Genomic DNA, 23,892 nt, shown 5'->3' with positions numbered 1-23,892 from the left:
TTCGAGGAGGGGGCATGTCGATAGTACTGGATGGAACCGTTGGTATTCAAAGAGATCAGAACGGCGAGATTGCCAACGTTGTCTGGTTTCTCTATGGGCTTCCCTGGGATAGCGGGGAGCCTCGTAACGCTGTGTTTTTACACGAGTCGTTTGGGCAAAACTCACCGCAAATGATAGCCTTTGATGTGGACGACGAAGAGTACGTTATTTACGCGGAATGGGATTCTGTCGCCAATCCCGGGCAATCACACGAGCTGAAGATGTTCTACAAGAAATACGGGTATATCCTGATTTCTTGTCTACGCGACGATGACAGTATAGACGAAGGTCTAGTGAGACGAGAGTGGATAACTCCCGTAAAGTATTATGAGGATTATGTGACAATGGTCAACGAACTGGCCAAAGTTGGATAATATTATGTGTAGGTTGATAGAACTTACCGGAGCTGATTATGCGACAAGATTACCAAGCGCAATATAGATCGGAAGTTGAATCGCTAGCAACAAGCGGTTTTCAAGTGTTTATGTTGAGTGGAGAAGCGCTAAGAGCCCGAGGTGAGGTCGGTTCAAAGTTGTCAGGCCCGGCAATGCCAGTTGAATTGAGGAAGGAGCTGGCAGATGTATGCTGCGGATCTCTTGCCCTCACAGACTACAGTGCTGAAAAACTTGCAGAACGTATTGCGACAGCGAATGCTCGTAAGTCTCATAGTGTATCCGGAAAGCTTTCTCAAAAAGTTTAAGTAAACCCTGGTTGCCTGTCGTCCCCATAATCGGACAGGGCTCGGTTACCTCCCCAAAAAAAGCCACCTCCTCAGCGTTACGGGGTGGCTTATGCGTTTAAGAACCCCACCAACTGATTTGTGACCGCCTGGTCACAACCGGTTATTACCTTGATTATGATCTCTGACCTTTAAATGTAACAGGTAGTCGCATTATAATCAGGACGGCAAAACATGAGAAGCTGTCATGGATTTGTTTAGGTTGATGCCTGACGCTGGCGAAAATTTTTGCTCCTTGGCTGATTGGCATAAATGCAGTACTACGATACAGGTCTTTGGAAGGAATGATGCAAATGAGCGAAAACGGATTAAAGCTGCTCTTCTGGGCTCCTCTGGCAGCCACTCTATTGGCTGGCTGCGGTGGCAGTGATTCACCACGGATAAACTCAGCCGATACAACGGCTTCGGTAACATTGAATGTTGATCGGTCCAAGATTACTCAAGGTCAGACAATTACCTTGACTTGGGAATCTCAGAACGCAAATCAATGCCAGGCCAAAGGCGCATGGATTGGCCATCGCGCGTCAAGCGGGTCTGAGACGGTTGTTGTAGAAAAACCAGGGGAGGCACACTTTGAACTGGCCTGTTCAAATGACGAAAGTACTTCTGAGGCAGCAGTTGCGAGCATTATGGTCCAAGAGCGACTACCAGCATTGATTGATTATAATGCGGTGACGGCTGGCATTGTTCGAGTGGGCGACCCTATTGTTTTTACCTGGCGTTCTCCGAACGCATTGAAATGTAACGCAGTGAGTCCCCCCGGCCTCAACAGTAACTGGTCAGGCAATCGACCGACTGTCGGTTTCGAAGAGATCGTGGTCCCAGGCACACCTGGCACCTACGTCTACGGCCTTGCTTGCGGTGGTGCCACAATAGCCGAAACCACGGAACAGGTGAGTATCACTGTAGCGCCAGCCATTGCTGCCGGCCCAGGGCCGGACATTACGTTCGTTACCCGCCCTGATTCAGAACTGCAGGTTGGCCAAGAGGTTGTCATCGAATGGTCAGCGCCAGGCGCGGCAAAATGCACCGGTGCGAGCTCCCCCGAGAATCCTCAATGGGATAGGCTTTTTGAAGGCTCTGACCGAGTTTCGACAACCGTAGGGCAGCCGGGTAACTACGCTTATTCACTGTCGTGCTCGAACAACGACGGCGCCACCACTATTGAAAACATCCTTTTTAACGTCAGGCCGGCGGGCCCTGTCGTTACGATGGCTTTCGATGATGGCCAAAGCGTCCGCATTACCGCATTCGATGAAGCGGCCAGCTTCGATTGGGCCGTCGACTCAAGCGCGGTCAGTTGCACAGCTTCTGGAGAAGATTCGCGGTGGTCTGAAGTGTTTCAGGCGGATTTTCAGAACAACCTGACGGGAACATTCGAGGTCTCCAGCCTGAATCCCGGAGTGTACAATTACGATCTCAGCTGCGTCGACCGAAATGGTAACGCCGGCCTATCAGACAGCGTACGCCTCGTGGTCGGTTCCGCGCCCGCGCCGGATGGGCAGTTCAGTCTGGACAACTCCATAAACGAGGACAAACTGAGGCTTGACTGGGCGACTGTCAACGCTAACGAGTGCGTGCCTTATAGCCAGACATGGAAGGAATGGCGTAGTCAGTCGTTGATGGGCGGCGGCATTGCCGGCCCGGTGGACGTTCCGCTGCCTGACTTTGCTGCAGGTACGCACCCACTTGATGCAACGCTGATTTGCTCCGGTGATAACAACGAGCAAGGTTCTCTGAGCAAAGCGGTGAATATCAAAGTTACTGAAGTCGATGGGGCGCTCGTGCAGGAAATCACCGGGCCGAGCACAACGCTCTCCGCTTCAGCCTCTAAAGTGGTTCCTGGCGGTGCACTGTCATTGAACTGGGACTCCAGCGACGCTGTTACCTGCACCATCCCCAGAAGTGTGAACCAGAACTGGGAAGAGTCTCAAATTCCTCTTCGCGGCTCCCGGGCGGTCGTAGCGCCCAACGAACCAGGAATCTATACCTACTCTGTGTCATGCTCTGGTAGTGATTTTGGGCTGCAAGCCACAGCCAGCACCTACGTAGTCGTGGGGAATGTTAGCCCGATTATCGAATCGTTCAACACGCCGACACCGATGGCGACCAGTGGCGATACGATCAACTTTTCATGGCAAGCCAAAAATGCACTGTTCTGTGAAACTGGCCAAAGTGGCGTAGGCGAGTGGCCCGGCTACTTTGATCATGCAAGTACCGGGACCCACTCCGTAAATCTCCCTCGTCGGGTGGACACCAGTCGATACGACTTCTCGCTGACCTGCGGAATTCCAGGCGGCCCGAAAACGAGCCAAGTTATCTCGGTCACTGCAGACAGTGTGGGCAATGAGTGCGGCATCTTGGAGTCTAATACTGTTTCCCGCTTCCTGACCACCGACATGGTTGATGTCAAAGTGCGTAGCATCTTCGGTGACGGCGCTCCTGTGATCATCGGTGACGGATCTGGAGCACTGTCAGATGAGGCCTTGAAAAACATCACTGATGGTAGCACCAACACATTCGCTCGGCTGACCATGCCGTTCGGTTTGGCAGGGCTATTCCAAGCTTATGTCGACGTTTACGCCCGACCGCCGCTACTGAATCTGGACGCACTCACACAAGATTTGGGGGCGAATAAGCGAATAGGCTTCATTCTTGGTAACCCAAATCAGGCGCTACAACTATCGCTATTGGGGTTGGACAGCCTGTCACAGATCACAGAAGTGCCGGTTGCAGCGGACGGTGCCGTCGGTGTTGAAACCGGGTCTCGGGATTTCAGCAATACGAATGGCTTGACGCTCAACGCTCTGTTCCTGGTTAACGACACACAAGCCTCATTTGTGTCATTTCCATTGGATGAAACACTGAATCTCGCCGGCGTGCGCTACGCTATGGAGGGTGGTTTGCTAAGCGTCGCGAAGATATTGGATTTCTATGGTGCCTGTGTAACCAGCGAGCTCTGATCTGGATGCTCTTCAGGAGCCTCAGCCATCGTCAATGCACGATGGCTGAGGCTGTATCGTTAAGGCCGTCAGGCCAGGTCCGCCTCCAGTGCGTCAGCCGTCACCGGTTTAACGGTTTCGCGCGAGAATCCAACTCGGTAATCTCCACTGTCAGGATCTACAACGTAGAACTCGATCTTCATAGTGGATTCTGACAGTTCCAACCAAACAAACCCCAGCATTTCTTCCCTTTGATAGAACGTAGGGTTCCTCTCAGGTTTTTTTAGAGCGTCTGTTTTGCCCCCTGCTCCAGACACGATGATATGTGCGGGGCCAAACTCAGAAACCGGCTTGATCCACTGCATGGAATGGTCATGGCCGGTAAACAGCATATCGATTTTATGAGCGAAGGCATCTTCCAGGAAGGCCTTATATCTGAGGCCATCCGCATCTGGATTATTAAACAGAATCCGCAGGCCTTCATCGAGATTCCCTGCATCGCCGTGTTTACCGTTAGATTTGTAGGGAACGTGAGACAATGCAATCTTCCAGTGGGCCTTCGATGCTCCTACTGCTTCTTTCATCCACATCTGCTGTGGGTAGCCGTAATTCTGCCAGTTGAACTCTTCATCTCGGTCCAGGTAAAAGCTTGTCAAAGGGTTGGAGTCTACGACAAACAGCTCAAGAAACGGTGCATCGTCTGCGTGCTTACCAAACGCTTCGTTGTAAAAGCGAGCAGGCATCTTCCACTTATTGGAATACCGGTTTTTGCTGTAGTGGTAGTCAACCTGATAGTTGCCCCGCTTGTTGTCGCTACCGCCACCAAAAATCGTGCTGGCGCAGTCGTGATTACCTAGACACATATAAAACGGCAGATCCAGGTTCTGATACGGATATTCAAAGCTATCCAGAAACCGGGGGTCGTCCACCGAAGTAACCCCCTCTTCATAGATATTGTCTCCGGCTCCGAGAACAAACTCTGCACCCTGGGCCCGAGCAACCTTTTCCATTGCCGCTGCAACGTGGTATTGACCCTGGGTTCCGGTACCCATGTCGCCCACAACCATAAACCGAAGTTTTTCAGTGGGCGTCATGTTCGGCTCTTCCGGAGATTCCGGGAAAACATCACCATCTTCGTTCAAGTTGTCTGTATTACCGTTACCATTATTCCCCCCGCCACAGGCAGCTAAAGTCGGGACTGTTGCCGCCCCAACCAGGAAATTTTTCAGAAATTGTCTGCGATCAACGCTCATCAGAGGGCCTCCATGATTTGAGTCGCGGCCGGTGCAAGTGCCGGGGCGTTCAGTTTAGGGGCGCTGGGAGCATTGGCGCGCTCCACATGATTGCCACCGTCCTTCGTCATATAAGAGCGGGCAAAGTGCTCTTGATTGCTAGGCTCCGATACTGTCTCTAGATGGAACCAGTCCGCTTTGCAGCGCTCCGGAGTTACGTCAAGGACCATATATCCGCGGTGGTAAAGGTCGACCCATTTCAGGTGCCTGTTAAGCGGAATCAGAGCGGCAGCTGCCAGGTCCGAAAGCCCCTTGGTTGGCGCTGCCGGAGACGTCACCGCCGGAGTCACGAACTCAACAGCCAGCGAGCCCTCGCCAGTGAATCGGTTGTACGCAAACACATTACCTGGGTCCATCGCGACATCCATGGCCCACGAGCTGTGGATGTCGCCGGTGAGTACAACAGCATTGTTCAGGGCCATAGCTTCAAGGCGCCCGAGCAGGTTTCTCCTGCTGACTTCATAGCCGTCCCATTGGTCATAGTTGAGTTGGGCTCCTCCGCCGATATGCCAGTTTGGGGTGTCGGGCAGGGTGCCCAGCGTGAGTGGAGAGAGCATGACCTGCTGGCCGATCACATGCCATTGAGCCCCGCGACTGCTCGAGTTCTGAAGTTGGTTAAAGAGCCACTTTTCTTGCTCATGGCCAAGAAGTTGTCTGGACGGATCCCGCGCTTTTGATGGCAAAGAGACCTGCTCACTGCGCCCGATCAAGCGGGTATCCAGCATCATCAGTGATAGCAATTGCCCGAACTCGAAATGACGATAGATGCGTATTTCATCGTCAGGATCTACGCGACGAATCGGCATCCATTCGAAGTAGGCTTTGACAGCTGCTCTTTTACGATCCACATAATCACCTTCACCGTTTTCAGGGTTGTGGTTCTTGGCGCCGTCTTTCCAGGAGTTGTCAGTGATTTCGTGGTCATCCCAAACGCAGATAAAAGGATGTTGCCTGTGGCACTCCTGCAGATCTCCATCTGTGCGATAACACGCGTAACGACGGCGATAGTCATCCAGAGAGACAATCTCATGAGGAGGGTCGACTGGTCGCATTCCGGTCAGGTTCTTGTCGGCGTACTCACCTTGAGCGTACTCGTAGATGTAGTCACCCAAATGAATTACCGCATCAAGGTCTGGACGGTAGGCGATTCTCCGGTAGGCATTAAAGTAGCCATAGGGATAGTTTGAGCAGGAAACGACCGCCAACCGCAAGTGATCAGTTTGCTCGCTCGGTGCTGGTGTTGTGCGGGTGCGGCCGGTGGATGAAACATAGCCCAACGACTCAAAGCGATAATAATAGGTTGTACCTGGTTGCGGAAGATTGGCGTCAATCTTTACCGTATAGTCCGCGCTAGACCGAGCGTAACCAATTCCTTCGTATACAAGCATACCGAAGTCGGGCGTTTCAGAGACCTGCACGATAACGGGTATCTCATCCAGCCCTTCTGCAGTAATGCGGGTCCAAAGAATGACTTGGTAGGCCAGGGGATCACCACTGGCAACGCCGTGAACAAACGGATTGGGGCCGCTGTATCCGGGCATCTGATCCCGGATAACGTCCAGACTGTTGCCAAGTGACTGGTCTGCGTTATCCGCAACCGCACCATCGGACGTTGCGCCATTCGAACTGCCGCCGCACGCAGATAGCAACCCGAGTGATAGCCCGGCCGCACTTGCATGGGTAATAAAATCTCTTCGTTTCATGGGGTGCCTCCTCAAAACATCATGAGCGGAAGGCTACACCCGCATTGTTACGTTTTTATTTGTCTTTTATTAAAGTATCAGGTTCATCAATATTATTTACAAAGCAAGCTTGAAGCTCCGGGAAAATTATAGAATAGACGCATATATTTCATAAAGGTGTTGCAGCGTGTTTACATATCGAGGACGATAAGATTGTCTTGTTACAGATACGCAAAAAGCCAAGCATTAGCTCGGCTTCTTCTGAAGATTAATTTGGCCGGGCAGAACCCGGCCATTAGAGCCCCTACTCTCGGTTATCGGCAGTACATTCAGCCGCACCCGGGTTGCTGGCGCATCGGATATTTGCCATCAGCTTCAGCATTCTCGCGTCGTATACAGATGGCGCATTGTTAACGCCATCTCGCATTTCCAGCCGGTTCTCACGAAACATTTCCTGGTAACCAACAATGTCGCTATCCGGAATGCGAATCCACTTGTTATCTGGGATAGCCGCTTCCTGGCTCTTAATCAAAGCCATGACCTGGCCATGCATCCCCCAAGCCGCTTCTCGAGCCTTTTGAGCAGTTTCGTCATCCAGTATGCCTTCACGTGCGATCAGCTGAACTGTTAGCTGTGCAAGAGGGTAGTCAACCACGCCACCGTTAGGCTCGATACCTTTATAGAGTTCCAGAGCCTCATACGCGAAAGCAGGTGCGTAGGCTGTGTCGACAGAACCATTGTTGAACTTACCAGCGAAGTTCGTGATGTCCGAAGGTACTACCGTCGCCTTAACGTAGTTAACCATATGAATGGCGTCGCGTTGGTACTCCAGTGTCGCCATGCGCTTCCCCGCCAAGGCGCTCGCTGTGTTGATTGAGCGGTCATTAACAAACAGATAACCAGCGCCAACAGGGAAAATGCCCAACACTTCGTAACCGTCACTCTTCATCAACGCACCAGCTCTGGGCTGCGCGAGAGTTGCAAGAAGTGTTTCAAGGTTCTCATAAGTTGGCAGTGCGCCAACAGCACTGATAGAGCCTGCAAACTTATTGAATGGCCGGGTCCTGAGGTCGGTTGCTGCCACGGCATCGCACTGGCCTGCGTTAAAATCCCCCACGGCAACCCCTTCATCCGTGTAAGGCTTGAGTTGCAAGTCAACACCAAGGGGCTTCACCTCCAGCGCGTAATCCTTCATAACGTTAAAAACATCGCCATTTGCACCAATCACATCAAAAACGCAAACCGATAATGGTTGGGCTGAAACCGCTACGGGTGCCATAAGCGCCAATGATGCAGCTGCAAGAAATTTTCGCATGTGTAACTCCTGGTAAATCAGTCTTGTTTTTGTGAATAATCAGAGAAGGCCGTCCAGATCCATCGTCTGAACCGGGGCTCTTTGGGACACCGGAGAGAGCTTTCCAAATTGATTGGATGGGGTTCGATACCCGTATTCTGCCACCCAGTGTTTATCGGATGCATGCATCAGGATCCGTTTAGCAACTGCATCAAGAAGGGGGTACGCGCTTGTTGCTTCCATTGACGCCTCGGCATCGGAAGCCGCCGCAATTGCCTTTTCTTTGATCTCGGGGCGCCCAAACGTTTCGGCAGCAACGATTTCTAAAGCACTGGAAACCCGAAAGCCTCGTTCAAAGCCAAGCTTGCTGCTATTGTCTAGAACCATCCACGGATCGGGCCCCAGCTTGGGCTGGGTATCTGGCAGCAGCAGCCAGACAACAGCACGAACTGCATTGGGAATCCCCCCCCACTTTTCATTGTCAACGCAACGAATTGCTCGCTCTGCCTGCGGCGCAATATTTCTTGGTACGCCGGCAGCGGCTCCAGAGTTCGCGTCATTAACGATGGCTTGAAGGCCGGTTACCAGCCCCAGCATAAATGTCAGCTCATCTTGATCGTTGAACAGAAAAGGACATTCCAGTGGTTCGGCGGAAGGGTCAAAACTGTACGCTGCCATAGCCCGCTCAAATGCCAGAACGCGCCGGTTAGCAACCTCGGCATTAAGCCTTTTGACCTGCTCCCGTTCATGTCTCGCTGCGTTGGTGTTGCCCTCATAATTCGCCCGAAGAAAGTCAAGTTCGGCTTCCATCAGTTCGTACTCTGAACAATTAGCGGCAAGCAGCATCAGGAGCGAGCCGGTTGTATCGGGGGGAGATGTCACCCTACTGAATGAATACACCAGGGGGTCAAGTGATTGGCCCAGAGAGCATGCCATTCGCGCATCAGTCATCTCTAAAACATATGGTGTCGCTTCAGATTCGGCGTAGTTCGATAAAACGATGCCTGTCGTGGTGTACACAGGATTGGCAGAGCAACCAGCAAGCCCCAGAGCGACGGCTGCGGCAAAGAAGCCTTTTCTCCAGACGGCGGTAGCGAAAGATTTCCGTACGAACGCTGTTGACGAGCTTATGGAAAAGATGGGCATTATCAGAACCTCATTATACTTTTTATTAGACAATCGTATGATAGGTATCATGCTTTATTGGTCAGCGCGGTGCAAGTTTCAGCTTTCTGTTTCCAGTGCCCAAAAATGCTCCTGTGAACGCCCGCGACCTGTGTTCGAATTCTTGCGCATTCTTGTTCTGATGGTCGTGTGAAAAACGGATCAGGTTTGTCATGTCCATGGGAGGGGCCAACCAAAAACCCTGGCAGAAGTCACACCCCATAGATTTCAGCAGGCTCCATTGCCCCTCATTTTCAATTCCCTCCGCCGTAACAAGCAGGTCTCTTTGCTTTGCTATCGTGATGATCCCGGCAACCCGTTGAAACCCTCGCCGCTCATGAATCATTGCCACATCTTTCCTATCGATTTTGATCTCGGTAGCCGGGAGCGCCTGCAAAACCGAATAATCATTGTGGCCTTGCAGAAAGTCATCGATTGAAAGAGACACGCCGTAGCGGGTAAGAGAATTGAACACAGTGCAGGCCCTCTCAAGCGAACCAAGAGGAGCAGTTTCAGTCAATTCGAAAATCAGCTTTGGATGATGGGTTGAAGAGAGAATACGCTTAATGGCATCAAGGAAGCTGTCATCCTGTACGCTGGCAGCGGAAATATTGATTGAAATGGGAGATAGAGACAATCTAACCCCTGCGGGCATCGAATTCAGCGTTCTCAGTGTTTGAGTCAGTACTTGCAGATCAAGAGCAGTAGATAGGGCTTGCTCTTCCGCAAGTCGAACAAATTGATCCGGTTGCTGCCACGCCTGATCAGCATTTGGCCAACGAACCAGCACTTCAACCCCCCGTATCGAACCGTTCGTTGCGCGAAACTTCGGTTGGAAAGCCAGCTCAAATCCTGTTGTATCCATGACGGACTGTAGTTGGGACACTCTGTCATTCAGTTTGTATTCGTGGCCTGGTTCGTGGCACATAAATCGCCCTTGAGAGCATCGTATAGTGTAAGGTATACTAAAGTTACACCCTGTTACACAGGTTTACAAATGGCTTTTGCGACGGGAAAGACACTATTTCTGGCCAACGCCTCCCGATTTCGGGCATAAGCAAAGTTCGGGGTTTTCGCGGGAATGCTCCCTGCGCTGTTAAGGTGGCTAAAGCTCCGGGAGTTCAGCGTTGGCTCGGGCTTTACGTAGCATTGAGCGCAGTCCGAGCTGGTGTTTCCGGAAATCAAGCCTTGCTCTCAACTTGGATGCCCTCAGGCAGCGCAGATTTTCGTCCCAGGCGAGGGTGCCTCGTATATCGTCAATAGGCGTATTGGTATGTTTCAGAGCAAGAATTCCATGTCGCTCAGACGTAATAACCCCATCTCTGCCAGCGGTAAGACACACAAGCAGCAGTGGTAACTCAGCGCCGTCATCTTCCTCAATGGCGCTGTGCATGGTGACATAGGTATCCATACCTCCTCTGAGCTTTAACGCGGTAGCTGCTAAAATTTGTTTTGATGACCAGTCAAGCCTGCTGGCTTGGTAAACCCCATGGCAAACAGCTCGAACCACGTCGCCTTTGGCGCATTGGCGGTTAACCATGACCCGAATCGCAGTATCTGTCATTTCCGGGAACCAAAATTTAATGTCAGTGTGCGTAAAAACTGGATCTAGCCCGAACATCTCAAAATGCTCAACCAGCATTCTAAAGCGGTCTGAAGGCCTGATCATGTTAAGGGCTTCAGCATTGAAGGTCCGACTGGTTGATATCGCTACCAAAGGATTTTGCTCGCCTGAATATTCGTCAGGCGGGTGTTGAACGCGCGCTTCGCCAGCCGACGAACCGGTAGACTTCAGCATCTAACTCGCTCCTTTCCCGTGTTGACCTAGTGGCGCTTTAAACCACATATAGCCTTAAAAATACGATCTGTTACAAATAGTATAATGGTAGTTATACTATAGAATTAAGACTTTTGGCGAGCCTTCCGGCCTGCTGAACCCAAAAAAAGCTAAAGAGGATGATCGGCAAACGGTTGGCTGGTATCGTCAGGTACCCAAATAGTTGGCTCAACTTTAAGCAACGCCCTCGCGCCAGATACTAGTTCGGGTATACTTGCCACAGCCATAGATTGCATCAGCTCACTGAGGAGAATGGAATGAAGTACTGGAAGGCCATTTCTCGTCCGGTCTTTGCCGCAGCAGCCATCGCACTTGTGTCTGGTTGTGCAGCACTCATGCCCGTAGACGAGGAACAACCAAATGCGACCATGACGTCCCCGGGTAACCTCCCCATCGTATGCTCAAACAACGTGACGCCTGAGCAGCGTGTCGAACTCGATGCTATTGATGATTTAATGGCCAAATCGGAAAACTATGCTGCACTGGCGCGGCTCGAAACCTTATCGTTCGCCACGCAGCAGCACTGGCTGCGCTGGGCAGAGCTGATGGCCAAGGTTGAGCAGGTTGACCAGGCGGAGAACGCATTCGAACAAATTGTGCGTACTTGTGGCAGTGCCGAAGCCTATCACGGCCTTGGCGTGGTGTACCTAAAATCAAACCGTGTGCAAGAAGGCTTGGAAGCACTTCAGCAAGCCAAAACCCAGAATCCCGCATCGGCTGCTATAAGAAACGACTTTGGCATAGGCTTAATGCGCACTGGCATGTATGGTCAGGCAGCATTTGAGTTGCGTACGGCCTACGAGCTCTCTGGTCAGCAGCAGAGCGTCGGGCGGAGTATGGTTGCTGCCTATTACCTTCGGGGCGGGGAACAAATGGTTACCCGGTTGCAGCGTGAGATTGGGCTGAGTGATCAAATGGTCAGCTCTGGAATTGAGTTTTCCCGCCAGTTTGCCGGCCGATAATGAGGGTTAGAATGCTTAGCAGAATCAGCGTAAACCAAAAGGTAACGTTGCTGGCGGCAGCAGTGCTAATGTTAAGTGGCTGTGCGTTGCAGAACGAGTCGCCAGCACCAAGGGTCAGTGGTCTGTACTCGTATGAAGTCGGCGGCTCAAGCTTGACGGCTGATACACAGGCCGCTGCTCCTTCCGGCGTGGCGCAGCCGATGCCTGAGCAGCGCTCTGTTGCCAGCAGTCGCCGATCCGCGTCAGCTGACGATCAACGACAGCCTGAAGAACCCATTTCCTCAACGCCACTGCCGGAGACGGATAGCGCCAGGGTAGGTCAGCCCATTGCAACCTCTGAGCTGTTGATGTCCCAAACAACTGGCCAAGAGCTAGACATCCGGCCAGGGCAATGTTGGGTTTATGCCCAAATACAGCCGCGCCCCGTAGAAGACAGCGTGACAGTCAGGGTTCGGGATTCAGAGGTGCGCCTTGAGGTAACGCCGGCCGAATTCAGTCGTGGGTTCAAACAGGTTGTTACTAAAGAGGGAACCAAAACATTCCGTGTGCAGCCCGCAACCTACAAAGAGATAGAAGAACAAGTGCTGGTTAAGCCGGAGTCCACCCGCTTGGTGGTAGAGCCCGCCCAGTATGAAGAGGTTGAAGAAGAGGTCGTCTTGGAGCAGGCCCGAACAGAGCTTGAGCCCTGCCGCACTTCAGGTGCTGCCGCTTATGGTGCTGCTTCAGCTGTTTTCGGCTTCTGCGCAAAGGAAATTCCTGCAAGAACCAGAACCATCACCGTTACACGGTTGGTAAAGCCAGAAACAACCCGAACTGAAATCATTCCCGCCGAGTATAAGACAGTTACCCGTAAAGTAGTGGATCAGCCTGCGGAAGTAGTTCCTGTAGAGTTGGACGATGAAATCGACACCCTTGAGATCGCGGAATTGGTTGAGCCCGCTCAAACCAGGCAGCGAGAAGTGCCCGCAGAGACTATGGATGTGAGTGTCAGGCGGTATGAAGGGCGTCCCACAATCGTAGCGCGCCAAGCAGTGTGCGATCGTGACCTCACCAGAGACATGGTGAGAAACATTCAAACGCGCCTCGCTAGCCTTGGTTTCAGTCCGGGCGAGATTGATGGCCTGCCCGGGCCAAATACAATTAACGCGCTATCTCAATACCAGATTGAAAACGGACTTGCGTCTGGTGCCATTACCATTGAGGCCATGCAAAGCCTAGGTTTGATGGATTAAGCTCGTCGCTCCGGGGCCGGCCGCATTAGCCGGCTGGCCCTCAGGCTAACGTCCAGATCTATTGCGTTAGCCTTTATCTTCCCCCTCCCTACCTTAAGTGCTCTAACTCCATCTCAATTCAGATGTGTAAAAAAACCTGACGATTCAGAACAAAAGTTTACGTTTATCGCAAGGTACACCTTCAATTAACTTTTCCTAAGCGAGGTATTCGCTAATAAGCTCGCCAAAATGCTGATAATAAAACAAAAAAATAATTATTAGATCCCCGAAGCTAATCGCTGATTCATCCGGTTTACTCCACTCATCGCAGTCAATCACAAAAATTGTCGTGATTTGTGTCGCATCTTTTTTGGCGCACATGCGTATAGTTTTGCGTCAAGTTAGTGACAAAAAGCCTCCCGCCCAGGGATAGCTGCGGACACGGGATTTCTTCACCGCAAGAGGCTGGAAAACCAATCAGTGAGGAAAAAATGTGAGCGCACCAATAGTCCAATGCTTGAGATGCCTGGCAGCGATAAGCCTGGTTCTGGTCGTAGCCGCGTGTGGCGGAGGTAGTTCAGATAGTGATACAGGTGGAGCAGGAGACAGCAAATCTGCTAACAACAAACGCGGTGTGCTGTCTGAAAATGGCTTGGTCAGATTTGATAGTGCGCTTTCGGTCGGGCCGGAAGGCCAGACCCTGACCCTTCGTGGTGCCTTTCCTGCGCCTGAATCCGTTGAAATTGCCGCTTCGCCCGATGTCGGTGTCGAGCTGGCAGGCTTTCGCGAGAACAGCGTGTCACTGAGCCTGCCTCAGGTAGACCGTCCAACGAATGTAGCCTTAACACTCGCGCTTCAATACCCTGGCCAATCTGCAACAGTGAATCTGAATGTGGTTATTCAGAACACGTCAGCAGCCATCATCGAGGAGCAGGTGGAAAACACATTGGCGGAAAGAGAGAGCATCCTCAAATTAACACAAGACGCCGTGTTGTATCAGTTCTTCCTACAGATGGCGTATCTCAATGGCGAGCTCACCCACAGCCAATTGCGTTCGGCGCTTGAGGGCTTCAAACCGGAAAACGGCCCCTGGGCATTCGATACGGCATTCGCATTAGACAACTTGTTACAGACACAGCAGCAGTACAGGCAAGGCCGAGTATCCGAACAGGTCCTCAAACGAGAGCTTGATTACGCAGTCCAAATGATTGCCAGCCACGGCAGTTACGGCCGCGAGATGCTCAAGGGCATAAACCAATATGTTGAGGTTATCGTACCCGGCGGTTTGTTGGCAGGCGACCTCGCATACGTAAGCAGTGCTGGACTCTATTCTCGAATTCTGAGTTCCCCTCGGTACGTTCAAAACACCCAGCAGGGAATTAGGTTAAACAGCGAGTATGCCGCTATCGAGTCGCTGGTTCGGTTTAGCGCAAACCAGAAAATCTGCTGCGAGGTAATGTAATGAAAAAGTCAGTGTTCGTGCCGTTTCTGGCCGTTGCTGCGGCGCTTCCTTTACCCGCTTATTCAGAGACTCAGAATCACACCGCAGCAGGTGGTCAAGGTCCGGGCAGGCTCGTAGTAACCTACGATGGCTCGGTGTCAGCCCTATCACTTGGCCCCAGGCTTGCTTCCTCAGAAATCCTCGAGGTTGGCGCCGAAAATATCGAGGCAGTCAAAGCACAGCTTGCCAGCATGCCGGGCGTTTTGAAGGTTGAGGAAGACTACTGGGTAAGCAACCCTTCGTTGCCATCGCAACCGAAACCGTTGAACGATGTGGTAGGGGCGTTATCTGCTCAGCCTGAATACAGCGTTCAACAGGCATCTGCTACGCCGTCAGACCCGGGATTTTCCTCACAAATTGCCTGGCAAGAGCCGCGTTCTGGTAGGCAAGGGGTGCAAGATATTTTTGCAGCTTACTCGCTGGCAACGCCCAGCCGTACTGTCCGTATTGGCGTGGTGGATTCTGGCTTCTATGCCATAGAAGATCTGCGCTACGCCCAAGGTTACAACTTTGCATCAGCAGACGGATTCAGCGGGCGCTACCTGGAAAACGAGATTGCGCCTGATTGCCGAACATCTCACGGAACCGGAGTGAGTGGGGTGTTTGGGGCCATTACCAATAACGGCACCGGTATTGCTGGCATTATAAATGCGGAAATAATAGCGGCCAGGGCTCTCAGTTGCGACAGCAGCGGAAGAGTCAGGGGAGTGCTTACCGACACCGCTCTGGCGATAAGATGGCTAGCTGGCGACCCCTCTGTCAGCCAGGCACCCAGGCTGCAAAACCCCGTAGACGTGATCAACGCCTCGATTGGGAGCCAGGTTAGCCGTTGCCCCGGGTACCTGCAAGACGCCATCGACTACGCCTACAACAAGGGCATCCTGACCGTTGTAGCCGCAGGAAACGCCGGCGAAAACGCTGCCAACATGTCACCTGCCAATTGCCGCAGGGTGGTTACCGTTGCGGCCGTTCAAGCCAGTGGAGACCTTGCCGGTTTTTCGAATGTGGGGGCGAATATCAACGTAGCCGCTCTCGGTACAGAAGTCTTATCACTGGATAGGCTGGGTCAGCTCACCTTCTGGGATGGCACCTCTTTCTCATCACCCATCGTGGCGGGTATCGCCGGCTTGCTCAGGCAATCCAGCAGCACTGAGCTGACACCATCGGCCCTGGCTGACATCCTGCAATCCACTGCCAGGAGCGTGATTCAGCCCGACGGCAGCAGAGTACCAGTCGTTGATGCAAAAGCGGCCCTGGCACGTATAAGTGCAAAGCCCAGGCCGGCTTCCGCCAGCATCACTCCTTTTCTTAACAGCCCTGAGCGCTGCCAAACAGACGCCTATGTGCGTAATAGTCCACAAGGTTTAGCCCTGAGTAGAGTTCATGAAGTTAACGCAAAAAACCTACCAGTTGTTTCGGGCCAAGAAAGGTACACCGTATTTGCCAGTACCAGTACGGGCAGCAAGCAAATGGTTCAGCAAAGCCAGGAGCCCGTCTTCCTGGTGCGGGATGTTGATCCAGCAAGTCAGGATCTGTGGATCGATATCTGTGACACCCGCGGTAGCAACTGTCGGTTCAACAAATCTCAGGAGCTGCTGTAAATGAATAAACATTCGCTGACTGCAGCAATTAGCGCTTTTGCGGCAATGATCTGGTTGATTGAAGAGCTAATTCACGGAAAGGGCGGACTAGTCTCCAATACCGTAAATCAGATTTTTACAATCTCCGGGCCCATGCCAGAGCTGCCTTTTATCAATCTTGGTTGGCTTGTGGAGCTGTGGGTACTACTGGCAGTGGTGTGGGTGATGGCCGTCTTTTTCTGGATGGTACTTGGTCTTTGCATGTCTTCCAGCGGTCGCGGATTACAGCGAATACTAATGCTTGCCATCCTGTTGGTACCCGTTGGTGTCAGTAGTGCTGGTTTGTCTCCTGGACTGCCTGCCGGGGGGAATATGCACAGCGTAAACGTACAGGTACACGACTTGTTTGAACGAGTGAAAGACACATTCGACATCAGATAAAAATATCGTAGAAAGTAATCGATATTAAACAAGTTTGTCACAAAGGCTCGTTACATTGTCTGGTCGATGTAACGTTTCGGGCCTTGAAGCATGTTTTTAAACCCCTGCCTTCGCAATATAGTGCGCCAACAACACAAGCTGTTGGCGCTCTTCTTGTCACTGGCCATCGCCGTAACCTGGAGCCCTTACGCCGATTCGTCCCCCAGGCCGCTGGGCTGGGATGAACTCGTGCCTCTGGGCTGGCCAGACAGAGACCCACTGGATGGCCAGGATATTTCCTCCCTGAACGACGAAGACCCCGAAGCCCAGCGGTTGTTTCAGGTGTTACGAGAATATCTTGACAACGCCCCCGTGGTAGAAACTCTTCATGGCCAAACGGTGGAAATCCCCGGTTACGTCGTGCCTTTGCGGTTCAAAGCTGGCACCCGAGAAGTTCAGGAATTTCTGCTAGTACCATTTTACGGAGCGTGCATTCATGTGCCCCCGCCCGCCAGCAACCAGATCGTTCTGGTAGATGCTTCAAACTCACAAGTTCGATTGCCTGACAACCCTGACGAGCCTGTTCGAGTGGTCGGAAAGCTCCGAATCGACCGGTCAGAGTCTGAACTTGCGGTGTCCAGCTACCAATTGAGTGCCACGGTCGTGAGCGCCTACAAAAACTGATATCCAGGAGTGTAAGATGAATTCTCGATGGTACTTCCTAGTGCTGCTGATGCCACTATGGGTGGCCGGCTGCGGCGACTCTTCGTCTGATGGAGGGCAGCCGGGTAACCCCCAAGAGGAGCCGGCCCCCCCAGAAGAGCAACCACCGGCAGATTCAGTAGTGCAAGTCAGCGCCGGTGAGCCCCAAACCGTAGACGAAGCCGAAAGTTTCACCCTGGAAGGCACCAGTAAAGTGAACGGGCAGGGCGACCAAATCATTGTTCGCGTGCTTTGGCGCCAGCTATCCGGCCCTGCGGCCACCGCGCTCTCCCAGCCAGACCAAAACCTTGTCAGCTATCGGGCGCCGCAAGTGGAAGGCGGCGCCAAAAACCTCGTGTTTCAGTTTGAAGCGGAAACCTTTGAAGGTGCCGTTTTTACCGATACCGTGGTTGTCACTGTAAACGACACCCTTCAAAACCCACTTCCCGTAGTGGATGCGGGCCCGGACCGTGAAGTTATTGGTGGCGAGCCATTTGAACTTGCAGCAACGGCCCAGGACGATGACGGCATCGCCTCCGTAGCCTGGAGCCTGTTAGAACCTCAAACACAGATCATTCTTGAAAACGCCGACACCCTGGTAGCCACGGTCACGCTGCCCAGAACGGATGAACCCCAGGTATACCGTTTTGCTTTCCAGGCGGTGGATAGCCTGGGCGGCGCCTCAGTAGATAGCGTGACCATCACCAGCCTGCCGTCGTTCTCCAATACAGCGCCAGTTGTGCAATCCATACAGGCCAATCCAGGAGTGGCAACCGGGGGTGAGGTCGTTTCACTGGAGGCGCTAGCCGTTGATGCTGAGAACGATCCGATTCAATATCGATGGTCGCAATCTCCTAACGACCCGTTCCCCATAGCCATACAAAACGCGGAATCTTCAAGTGCCCATGTAATCGTTCCGCAGATTAGTGATCCGGTCACGCTCAACTTCACCGTGACCGCGACAGACGGCGCGCTACAAGACACGCGAACGGCCCGGCTTCAGATTGTCCCGAGGGCAGAACCAAAACCGGGAATTATCAGTTGCCTGTTCAACCCCTTTCAAGCGGGCTGCCCGCTACAGGTTGTCAACGACCTGATAGGCAGCGGAGGCGTACTTCGTTGTGAAGACAATCCATTTTCAGTGGAATGCCCACTAAGCATATTGGCAAGGGTTAGCCCGCCCATTGCCGAGTGCTTAATGGCTCCCAGCCTCTCTGGCTGTGGTCAGATTTTGGGCCAGCTTGCAGACCCCCTGTTTGTGTTTCGATCCCTCCCCACTCCAAAACTGGCATCCGAATGCACCCCCGCTTTTGATGAGCAAACGTTTGAGCATTATATCGGTGTGATACACGGACACACCGGCTACTCAGATGGCGCCATTGGCACGCGCCCGGCTACCGCCTTTGACCGAGCCAAACGCCAGGGCCTCGATTTCTTCGGCATCAGTGATCACTCAGACAATGCTCGATTACCACTCACCGTCACCGGTGACTGCTTCTCAGAACAGTTCCTGGATTGCCTGATCGCCGACACAGAAAACCCCGAAGACAGCTTTCGTAAATGGAGGGCCACGCAAGAGCAGGCAACAGAAGCTAGCACGCCAGCCTTCACTGCATTTCGGGGGTTTGAGTGGACATCCGACAGGTTTGGCCATTTAAACGTCTTCTTCTCAAATAACGTTATTAACGCCAAAACCGGACCTGGTTACCTCATCTCCATGGGCCTGTTCTGGCAGTGGTTCCTGTACCCGGACTTCCTAGGTGGCGGCAGCGATGGTTTGGTTATATTTAACCATCCAGGCCGCGAGGATCTGTTTGAAGGCATTGTGTCTAACATCCCCGGCGGCCGAGACCCCGCTTTTGCCTTCAACGACTTCGATCACGTGCCAGGTGCCAACATGCGCGTAGTCGGCCTTGAGGTATTCGGTAAGGGTTCTGAATACGACAGCTCTGGTAAAAACGGAAGCTGGCTTTCCTACGCACTAGACAAAGGTTGGTACCTGGGTGCTGTGGGTTCTGAAGACCATCACGGTACGACTTGGGGCGCGCCTTCGCTGCCCAAAACCGTCATGATCGCCCGTTCAAACGCATTGGTTGACCTCAAAGAAGCGATGTTGGCCCGGCGCTTTTATGCGGTTGCGCAGAACTTCAATGATCTGAGAGTAGACTTCCGCATAGACAACCAACCCATGGGCGCCCGCTTGGGACGGCCTGACGGATTCTCCCTACCAGCACGCTATGAGCTACGTCTTGGTGATGCAGCTTTCAACGGCGTTATTGAAGTTGTCACCAGAGGTAACCGAACGGTTGGAACCTACGAAGGGAGTGAGGGCAGTTTTGACTTAACAGCGGTAACCGAAGAACCCTATTACTTCCTGCGGATACGCAACCCGGAGACTGGCCGGCCCGTGGCGTTTTCAAGCCCCATCTGGGTTGAGGCGGGCTCTGCCCCCAAACCAGTATGCCGTTATGGGCTCTAAGGCCTAAGATGATAGCTATTATTCCAAAATAGAACTTGATATCTGTGATATATCGTATAACCTAATTTATGTGTACTGGTGTGGTGTTCCGGCCTTAACCGTTACCTTCATGGCGGTTACGCCAGTACACCTAGTCCTGTGGAATGTGATGATCGGTTTCTGCCGTTTTTTCTAGGACTAGAGTCGCTTGTTCTGTACCTTGCCCGCTCGGCCCGCCCTGAAGCGGGCTTTTTTATTGCAGTTTGCTAACAATAATGAATGAGTCTTTTGAAAAGCGGGTTAACGTAAAGGATGTCTTGGAAAATACCCTGCTCAAGTTCCGTCTATTCAGAACTAGCACCCGTGCTCGTCTCTGTGGTTCCTAAGCTTCGTGTGGTAAGCGATCATCGAATAATCCTTTAAAAGAATTTTCGGGTCTCGTGGCATCACCGCAGCCGATTTAATCGAGGCCAGAGATCTTTTTCTCACCTCAAACGAGTCTCGAATTTCAAAATCCTCATTTACGATTTGGCGAGACTCATCATCGAGCCCGACCGGGCCGGCACCCCAGAAATTTCCACGGATAACACCGGGCGCAACGTCATAAGTGACAAACCCAATACCCACAAACTCAGACTCACTCCAACGTTGCGGGCCGTTGTCGTCAAATAGGCGAACAGATACCCCTCCGGTGCCGGCCATCACCTGCATATAGCCGATGGGATTCCGAAAACCATAAGACATAGGGGCAGAGCGTTGATAAATGTGATCATGGCCTACGAGCAGCAGATCAACCCCATATCGGACCAGAATCTGCTCCTGAAGCGACACAAGTGTGAAGTTAGCTGGTGAACGGCCCGCCTGGTCTGTCCAAATCGGGTAGTGTTGTAAAATAACGATGAAGTCGATCTCACCCGCCAGGCGTCGGATAGCCGCCTTGGAGAGGTCAACTTCCATGTTGATCAGCTCCTCTGGTAACGAAAAATCCTCAATGACAGCGCCGGCGCTGCTTACCAGGAAATGGACACGCCCAACGTCAAAACTGTAAAAGGTGCTGCCGGGGTTTGATGCGGTGACCGATATACCTGGCTGCGGGTGCGATAGCCGACTTTTAAAGGCACCAGCAGAGCTTTTAAACGAGCCATCTTTATTCTCATGATTGCCAGCCGCGGCGAGCATCACGTGAGACGCCAGATACGGTTCGTTTTGATCAAACCAGGTATCCCAAACGGGCTGATTACCGTCGGCGTAGGAAAGGTCGCCGGCTATCAGGCATAAATCCGCGGGGTGTCTGAGCAACTCATCATGAACCTTCTGAGCGTTGGGCGTTGTGCCGTGGTCGCCGAAATGCACAAAGCGCCAGCTTTCTTCGGGAATCGGTTTCAGGGTATGAATGCCCGACCACCCGCCAATATCCGATCCTACCTGATAGAAAAGCGACCTGTCCGGATCCAGTGCCCGAAGCGTGACCCGGTGTGTTCGCACCTCAACGCCAAACGTCTCGCTGGGTTCGCTGACTTCCATGTCTTGAGGCAATGCCTGCCCTGATCCCCATTTGTCAACGAGCGACTCATCCTGAGTGTAACGAATGAAAGACTGGGGTTCATCGTGACCATCGGTAAACCAAGTCAGCGTTCTTGAGGTGTAGGGATCTTCCACAAAACTGGCGTGAATACCGCGCGGCGGATGAGTGCCGTCGCTCGGAAAGATCGACTCATTAACCTCAGGGGGTTCCGGGCTGGTGGGTTCTTCCGGCACGTCCGTAATGGGCGGCTCAGTAATGGGGGGCTTTGTGGGGCTGTCTGGAGGCGGCGCCAATGGCGTTGATCCGTTGTCGCTACCACCACCGAAACACCCGCTGATGCCCGCAACAGAGATGCCTCCTACGCCGGCCAGCAGAGCGCGCCGTGCTTTGTTAACTTCGTTGTCGTTCATTATAAAGTGCCTTGGCAGAGTATAAGGGTTTGTCGTATGTATTACATCATGCTACCTATATGTTTCGATTTTTTTACTGCCCACAAAGCTCGCAATGAGAGTGGACAATCAAAATCTATCGGATGATAATAATTATGCGATGCGCGTTGAGCGAGGCTTGAGGCCTGTCTGTACGCCATCGCAGCCTTGCAATCTTATTGCGACCTTATCCTTGCCCGCGGTTTCGCGGGTTTTTTTAGTCATCTGCAGCAGCAGAGAATGTGCTCGGTAACTTGCTTGTCACGTGTCGATCGTTACAATCGTCACACTTTTGTAAAGCCGCGTTCAGTTTACCGAGCGGTTAAACTGACAGGGATCAGTCAGGCCTTTCGCGTCTTTCCGTTTCCCTGTCTGATATCAAGCCTCTTATGGCGCCTGATGACTGCCCTCAACGCACTGAATTCTGGTTGGTGGGGCGGTAGCGTGCCTGAAACAGCGGTTGCCAAATCGGTTGCATATGCGCATCATCTGCGCTCCACAAAAATTTATTCGTAAGGCAAAGTCTTCAACATGAAACAACTGCTCGCTGCCGTTGTCATGCTGTCTCTTGGCGGCTGCTCCGCAATCCCTGGCTCTCACATCCCCGCTGGCCAGTCCAAATGGTTCAGTGCAGGCAGCAGCGAGGTACAGTCAGAAGAACTGAACCTCGAAACCCAGGTAGAAATCTTCGCCATCACCCCCAGCCTTATCCGGGAAAAACAGCAGCAACCGGAACAAACCCCGGTACACAACCCGCAGTTGGAAGACGAAATGCGGGGCTACGATTACGTAGTCAGCCCTGGTGACATCCTCAACATCACCGTTTGGGACCACCCGGAACTCACCATCCCCGCGGGCTCTATGCGCACCCCCACCGAAGCCGGTAACTGGGTACACAGCGATGGCACCATCTTTTACCCCTACGTGGGCAAAATCGAAGTGGCCGGCCTGAAAGTCACTGAAATCCGCGACATCCTGCGCGAGCGCCTGGCGGAATACATAGAGTCTCCCCAGGTAGACGTTACCGTTGCCGGGTTCCGTTCAAAGCGGGTGTACATCACCGGCGAAGTCAAAGCGCCCGGTACCCAGTCCATCACCAACGTACCGCTCACGTTATTAGAGGCAGTGTCTCAAGCTGGCGGCTTAACCGACATGGCAGATTGGACCAATGTAACCCTCACAAGAAACGGCCAAACCCGCCAGTTCTCGCTGCGGGAGCTGTTCCAAAAGGGCAACACCCGTGAAAACATCGTGCTGCGGCCGAACGACATAGTGCACGTGGCCCGTAACGACGCCGCCAAGGTGTTCGTGCTGGGCGAAGTGTTAGCCCCCCAAAGCATCAACTTCGGCCGCAGCGACATCACCCTGGCGGATGCCCTGTCAGACGCCGGCGGTTTCGCCCAGGCCACCGCAGACGCCAGCGGCGTATTCGTAGTGCGGCGCGCGCCGGAAGGCTCCGGCAAGGTGGCCTACGTGTACCAGCTGAACGCCCGCAACGCCACCGCGCTGGTACTGGCAGACCAATTCCTGCTGGAGCCCCGAGACATCGTATACGTGACCGCCGCGCCTATTGCCCGCTGGAACCGCCTGATCGCGCAAATCGTACCCACCGCGCAGGCCGTGTTCTTCTTCGCCCGAGCTGAAGACGAGGTAACGAATAACTGATGGCTATGTTCAGCAACATTCTGGTGGTTTGCGTAGGCAACATATGCCGCAGCCCCATGGGCGAGTATCTACTGCGGCAGAAGCTTGCTCATCGCCCGGAACTCACCATTCATTCCGCCGGTATCGGCGCCCTGGTGGATAAACCGGCAGACGACACCGCACTGGCCCTGTTGCAAGAGCACGGCATTGATGCCGGCAACCACCGGGCGCGGCAAGCCAGCGAAGCCCTGCTTGCCAATGCAGACCTTATTCTCGCGATGGAGCAAGGCCACCTGCGCCAGCTGCATCGCATGGCCCCGCAAATCCGTGGCAAGGCCTTCCTGATTGGCAAATGGATAGGCGATCAGGAAGTGCCAGACCCCTACAAACAGCAGCGGCCGGCCTTTGAACACGCTTACAAATTGATCGACCAGGCCACCGATGCCTGGCTCAAGTACCTGGATAAATAAAA

19 protein-coding genes are annotated in these 23,892 nt (G+C 52.9%); 12 read left to right on the top strand and 7 right to left on the bottom strand.

What is annotated here, in order from left to right; all coding sequences use genetic code 11:
- Positions 1-14 precede the first annotated feature (14 nt).
- From QUE75_RS13175 to QUE75_RS13165, 3 genes are all read left to right on the top strand, one after another.
- The gene (locus QUE75_RS13175) at positions 15-413 is read left to right on the top strand and encodes a hypothetical protein (RefSeq protein WP_286250779.1); all 399 of its coding nucleotides are present in this window, start codon (positions 15-17) and stop codon (positions 411-413) included.
- 38 nt (positions 414-451) lie between these two features.
- Positions 452-739 carry a hypothetical protein gene (locus tag QUE75_RS13170; protein WP_286250777.1) on the top strand — a complete coding sequence of 96 codons (288 nt, stop codon included), beginning with the start codon at positions 452-454 and terminating at the stop codon, positions 737-739.
- Between the two features lie 323 nt (positions 740-1,062).
- A complete protein-coding gene (locus QUE75_RS13165; protein ID WP_286250775.1) occupies positions 1,063-3,741 on the top strand; it encodes a hypothetical protein in 2,679 nt (892 codons plus the stop codon).
- 68 nt (positions 3,742-3,809) lie between these two features.
- On the opposite strand, the gene QUE75_RS13160 is transcribed toward QUE75_RS13165, so the two are convergent.
- The 6 genes from QUE75_RS13160 to QUE75_RS13135 all read right to left on the bottom strand — a co-directional run bounded on the left by QUE75_RS13160 (position 3,810) and on the right by QUE75_RS13135 (position 10,950).
- Positions 3,810-4,973, bottom strand: a complete 1,164-nt coding sequence (locus QUE75_RS13160; protein ID WP_286250773.1) for a metallophosphoesterase — start codon at positions 4,971-4,973, stop codon at positions 3,810-3,812.
- Positions 4,973-6,715, bottom strand: coding sequence for an alkaline phosphatase D family protein (locus tag QUE75_RS13155; protein ID WP_286250771.1), 1,743 nt, complete (start codon positions 6,713-6,715; stop codon positions 4,973-4,975). Before QUE75_RS13155 ends, QUE75_RS13160 begins: the two co-directional genes overlap by 1 nt.
- Before the next feature lie 283 nt (positions 6,716-6,998).
- A complete protein-coding gene (locus tag QUE75_RS13150) occupies positions 6,999-8,009 on the bottom strand; it encodes a putative solute-binding protein (protein WP_286250769.1) in 1,011 nt (336 codons plus the stop codon).
- 39 nt (positions 8,010-8,048) lie between these two features.
- Entirely contained in the window at positions 8,049-9,134 is a 1,086-nt protein-coding gene (locus QUE75_RS13145; RefSeq protein ID WP_286250767.1) for a hypothetical protein, read from the bottom strand.
- 61 nt (positions 9,135-9,195) lie between these two features.
- Positions 9,196-10,017 carry an EAL domain-containing protein gene (locus QUE75_RS13140; RefSeq protein ID WP_286250765.1) on the bottom strand — a complete coding sequence of 274 codons (822 nt, stop codon included), beginning with the start codon at positions 10,015-10,017 and terminating at the stop codon, positions 9,196-9,198.
- Between the two features lie 240 nt (positions 10,018-10,257).
- On the bottom strand, positions 10,258-10,950 hold the full coding sequence (locus QUE75_RS13135; RefSeq protein WP_286250763.1) for a hypothetical protein: 693 nt from the start codon (positions 10,948-10,950) through the stop codon (positions 10,258-10,260).
- A gap of 296 nt (positions 10,951-11,246) precedes the next feature.
- Here QUE75_RS13135 and QUE75_RS13130 point away from each other — a divergent pair, with 296 nt between their 5' ends.
- The 7 genes from QUE75_RS13130 (at position 11,247) to QUE75_RS13100 (ending at position 19,844) form a co-directional block, all read left to right on the top strand.
- Positions 11,247-11,951 carry a tetratricopeptide repeat protein gene (locus QUE75_RS13130; protein WP_286250761.1) on the top strand — a complete coding sequence of 235 codons (705 nt, stop codon included), beginning with the start codon at positions 11,247-11,249 and terminating at the stop codon, positions 11,949-11,951.
- Positions 11,952-12,415: 464 nt separating this feature from the next.
- Positions 12,416-13,183, top strand: coding sequence for a peptidoglycan-binding domain-containing protein (locus QUE75_RS13125; RefSeq protein ID WP_286250755.1), 768 nt, complete (start codon positions 12,416-12,418; stop codon positions 13,181-13,183).
- Between the two features lie 472 nt (positions 13,184-13,655).
- On the top strand, positions 13,656-14,624 hold the full coding sequence (locus tag QUE75_RS13120; protein ID WP_286250753.1) for a hypothetical protein: 969 nt from the start codon (positions 13,656-13,658) through the stop codon (positions 14,622-14,624).
- Positions 14,624-16,264, top strand: a complete 1,641-nt coding sequence (locus QUE75_RS13115; RefSeq protein ID WP_286250751.1) for a S8 family peptidase — start codon at positions 14,624-14,626, stop codon at positions 16,262-16,264. The genes QUE75_RS13120 and QUE75_RS13115 overlap by 1 nt, the downstream gene beginning before the upstream one ends.
- Positions 16,265-16,684, top strand: coding sequence for a hypothetical protein (locus QUE75_RS13110; protein WP_286250748.1), 420 nt, complete (start codon positions 16,265-16,267; stop codon positions 16,682-16,684).
- Positions 16,685-16,774: 90 nt separating this feature from the next.
- Positions 16,775-17,347, top strand: a complete 573-nt coding sequence (locus QUE75_RS13105) for a DUF3299 domain-containing protein (protein WP_286250746.1) — start codon at positions 16,775-16,777, stop codon at positions 17,345-17,347.
- Positions 17,348-17,363: 16 nt separating this feature from the next.
- Positions 17,364-19,844, top strand: a complete 2,481-nt coding sequence (locus tag QUE75_RS13100) for a PKD domain-containing protein (RefSeq protein WP_286250744.1) — start codon at positions 17,364-17,366, stop codon at positions 19,842-19,844.
- 333 nt (positions 19,845-20,177) lie between these two features.
- Here QUE75_RS13100 and QUE75_RS13095 read toward each other — a convergent pair whose 3' ends face one another.
- Positions 20,178-21,758: a purple acid phosphatase family protein gene (locus QUE75_RS13095; protein ID WP_286250742.1), complete on the bottom strand. Its 1,581-nt coding sequence runs from the start codon at positions 21,756-21,758 to the stop codon at positions 20,178-20,180.
- Between the two features lie 549 nt (positions 21,759-22,307).
- On the opposite strand from QUE75_RS13095, the gene QUE75_RS13090 reads away from it, so the two are divergent.
- Together QUE75_RS13090 and QUE75_RS13085 are read left to right on the top strand one after the other, a co-directional pair.
- Positions 22,308-23,441: a polysaccharide export protein gene (locus tag QUE75_RS13090; protein WP_286250740.1), complete on the top strand. Its 1,134-nt coding sequence runs from the start codon at positions 22,308-22,310 to the stop codon at positions 23,439-23,441.
- 5 nt (positions 23,442-23,446) lie between these two features.
- Positions 23,447-23,890: a low molecular weight protein-tyrosine-phosphatase gene (locus QUE75_RS13085; protein ID WP_286255695.1), complete on the top strand. Its 444-nt coding sequence runs from the start codon at positions 23,447-23,449 to the stop codon at positions 23,888-23,890.
- Positions 23,891-23,892 lie beyond the last annotated feature (2 nt).

It is taken from the genome of Marinobacter shengliensis (assembly GCF_030297115.1).
In the GTDB taxonomy this organism is placed as follows: Bacteria; Pseudomonadota; Gammaproteobacteria; order Pseudomonadales; family Oleiphilaceae; genus Marinobacter; species Marinobacter shengliensis.
This window is presented reverse-complemented; position numbering and strand designations above follow the sequence as displayed.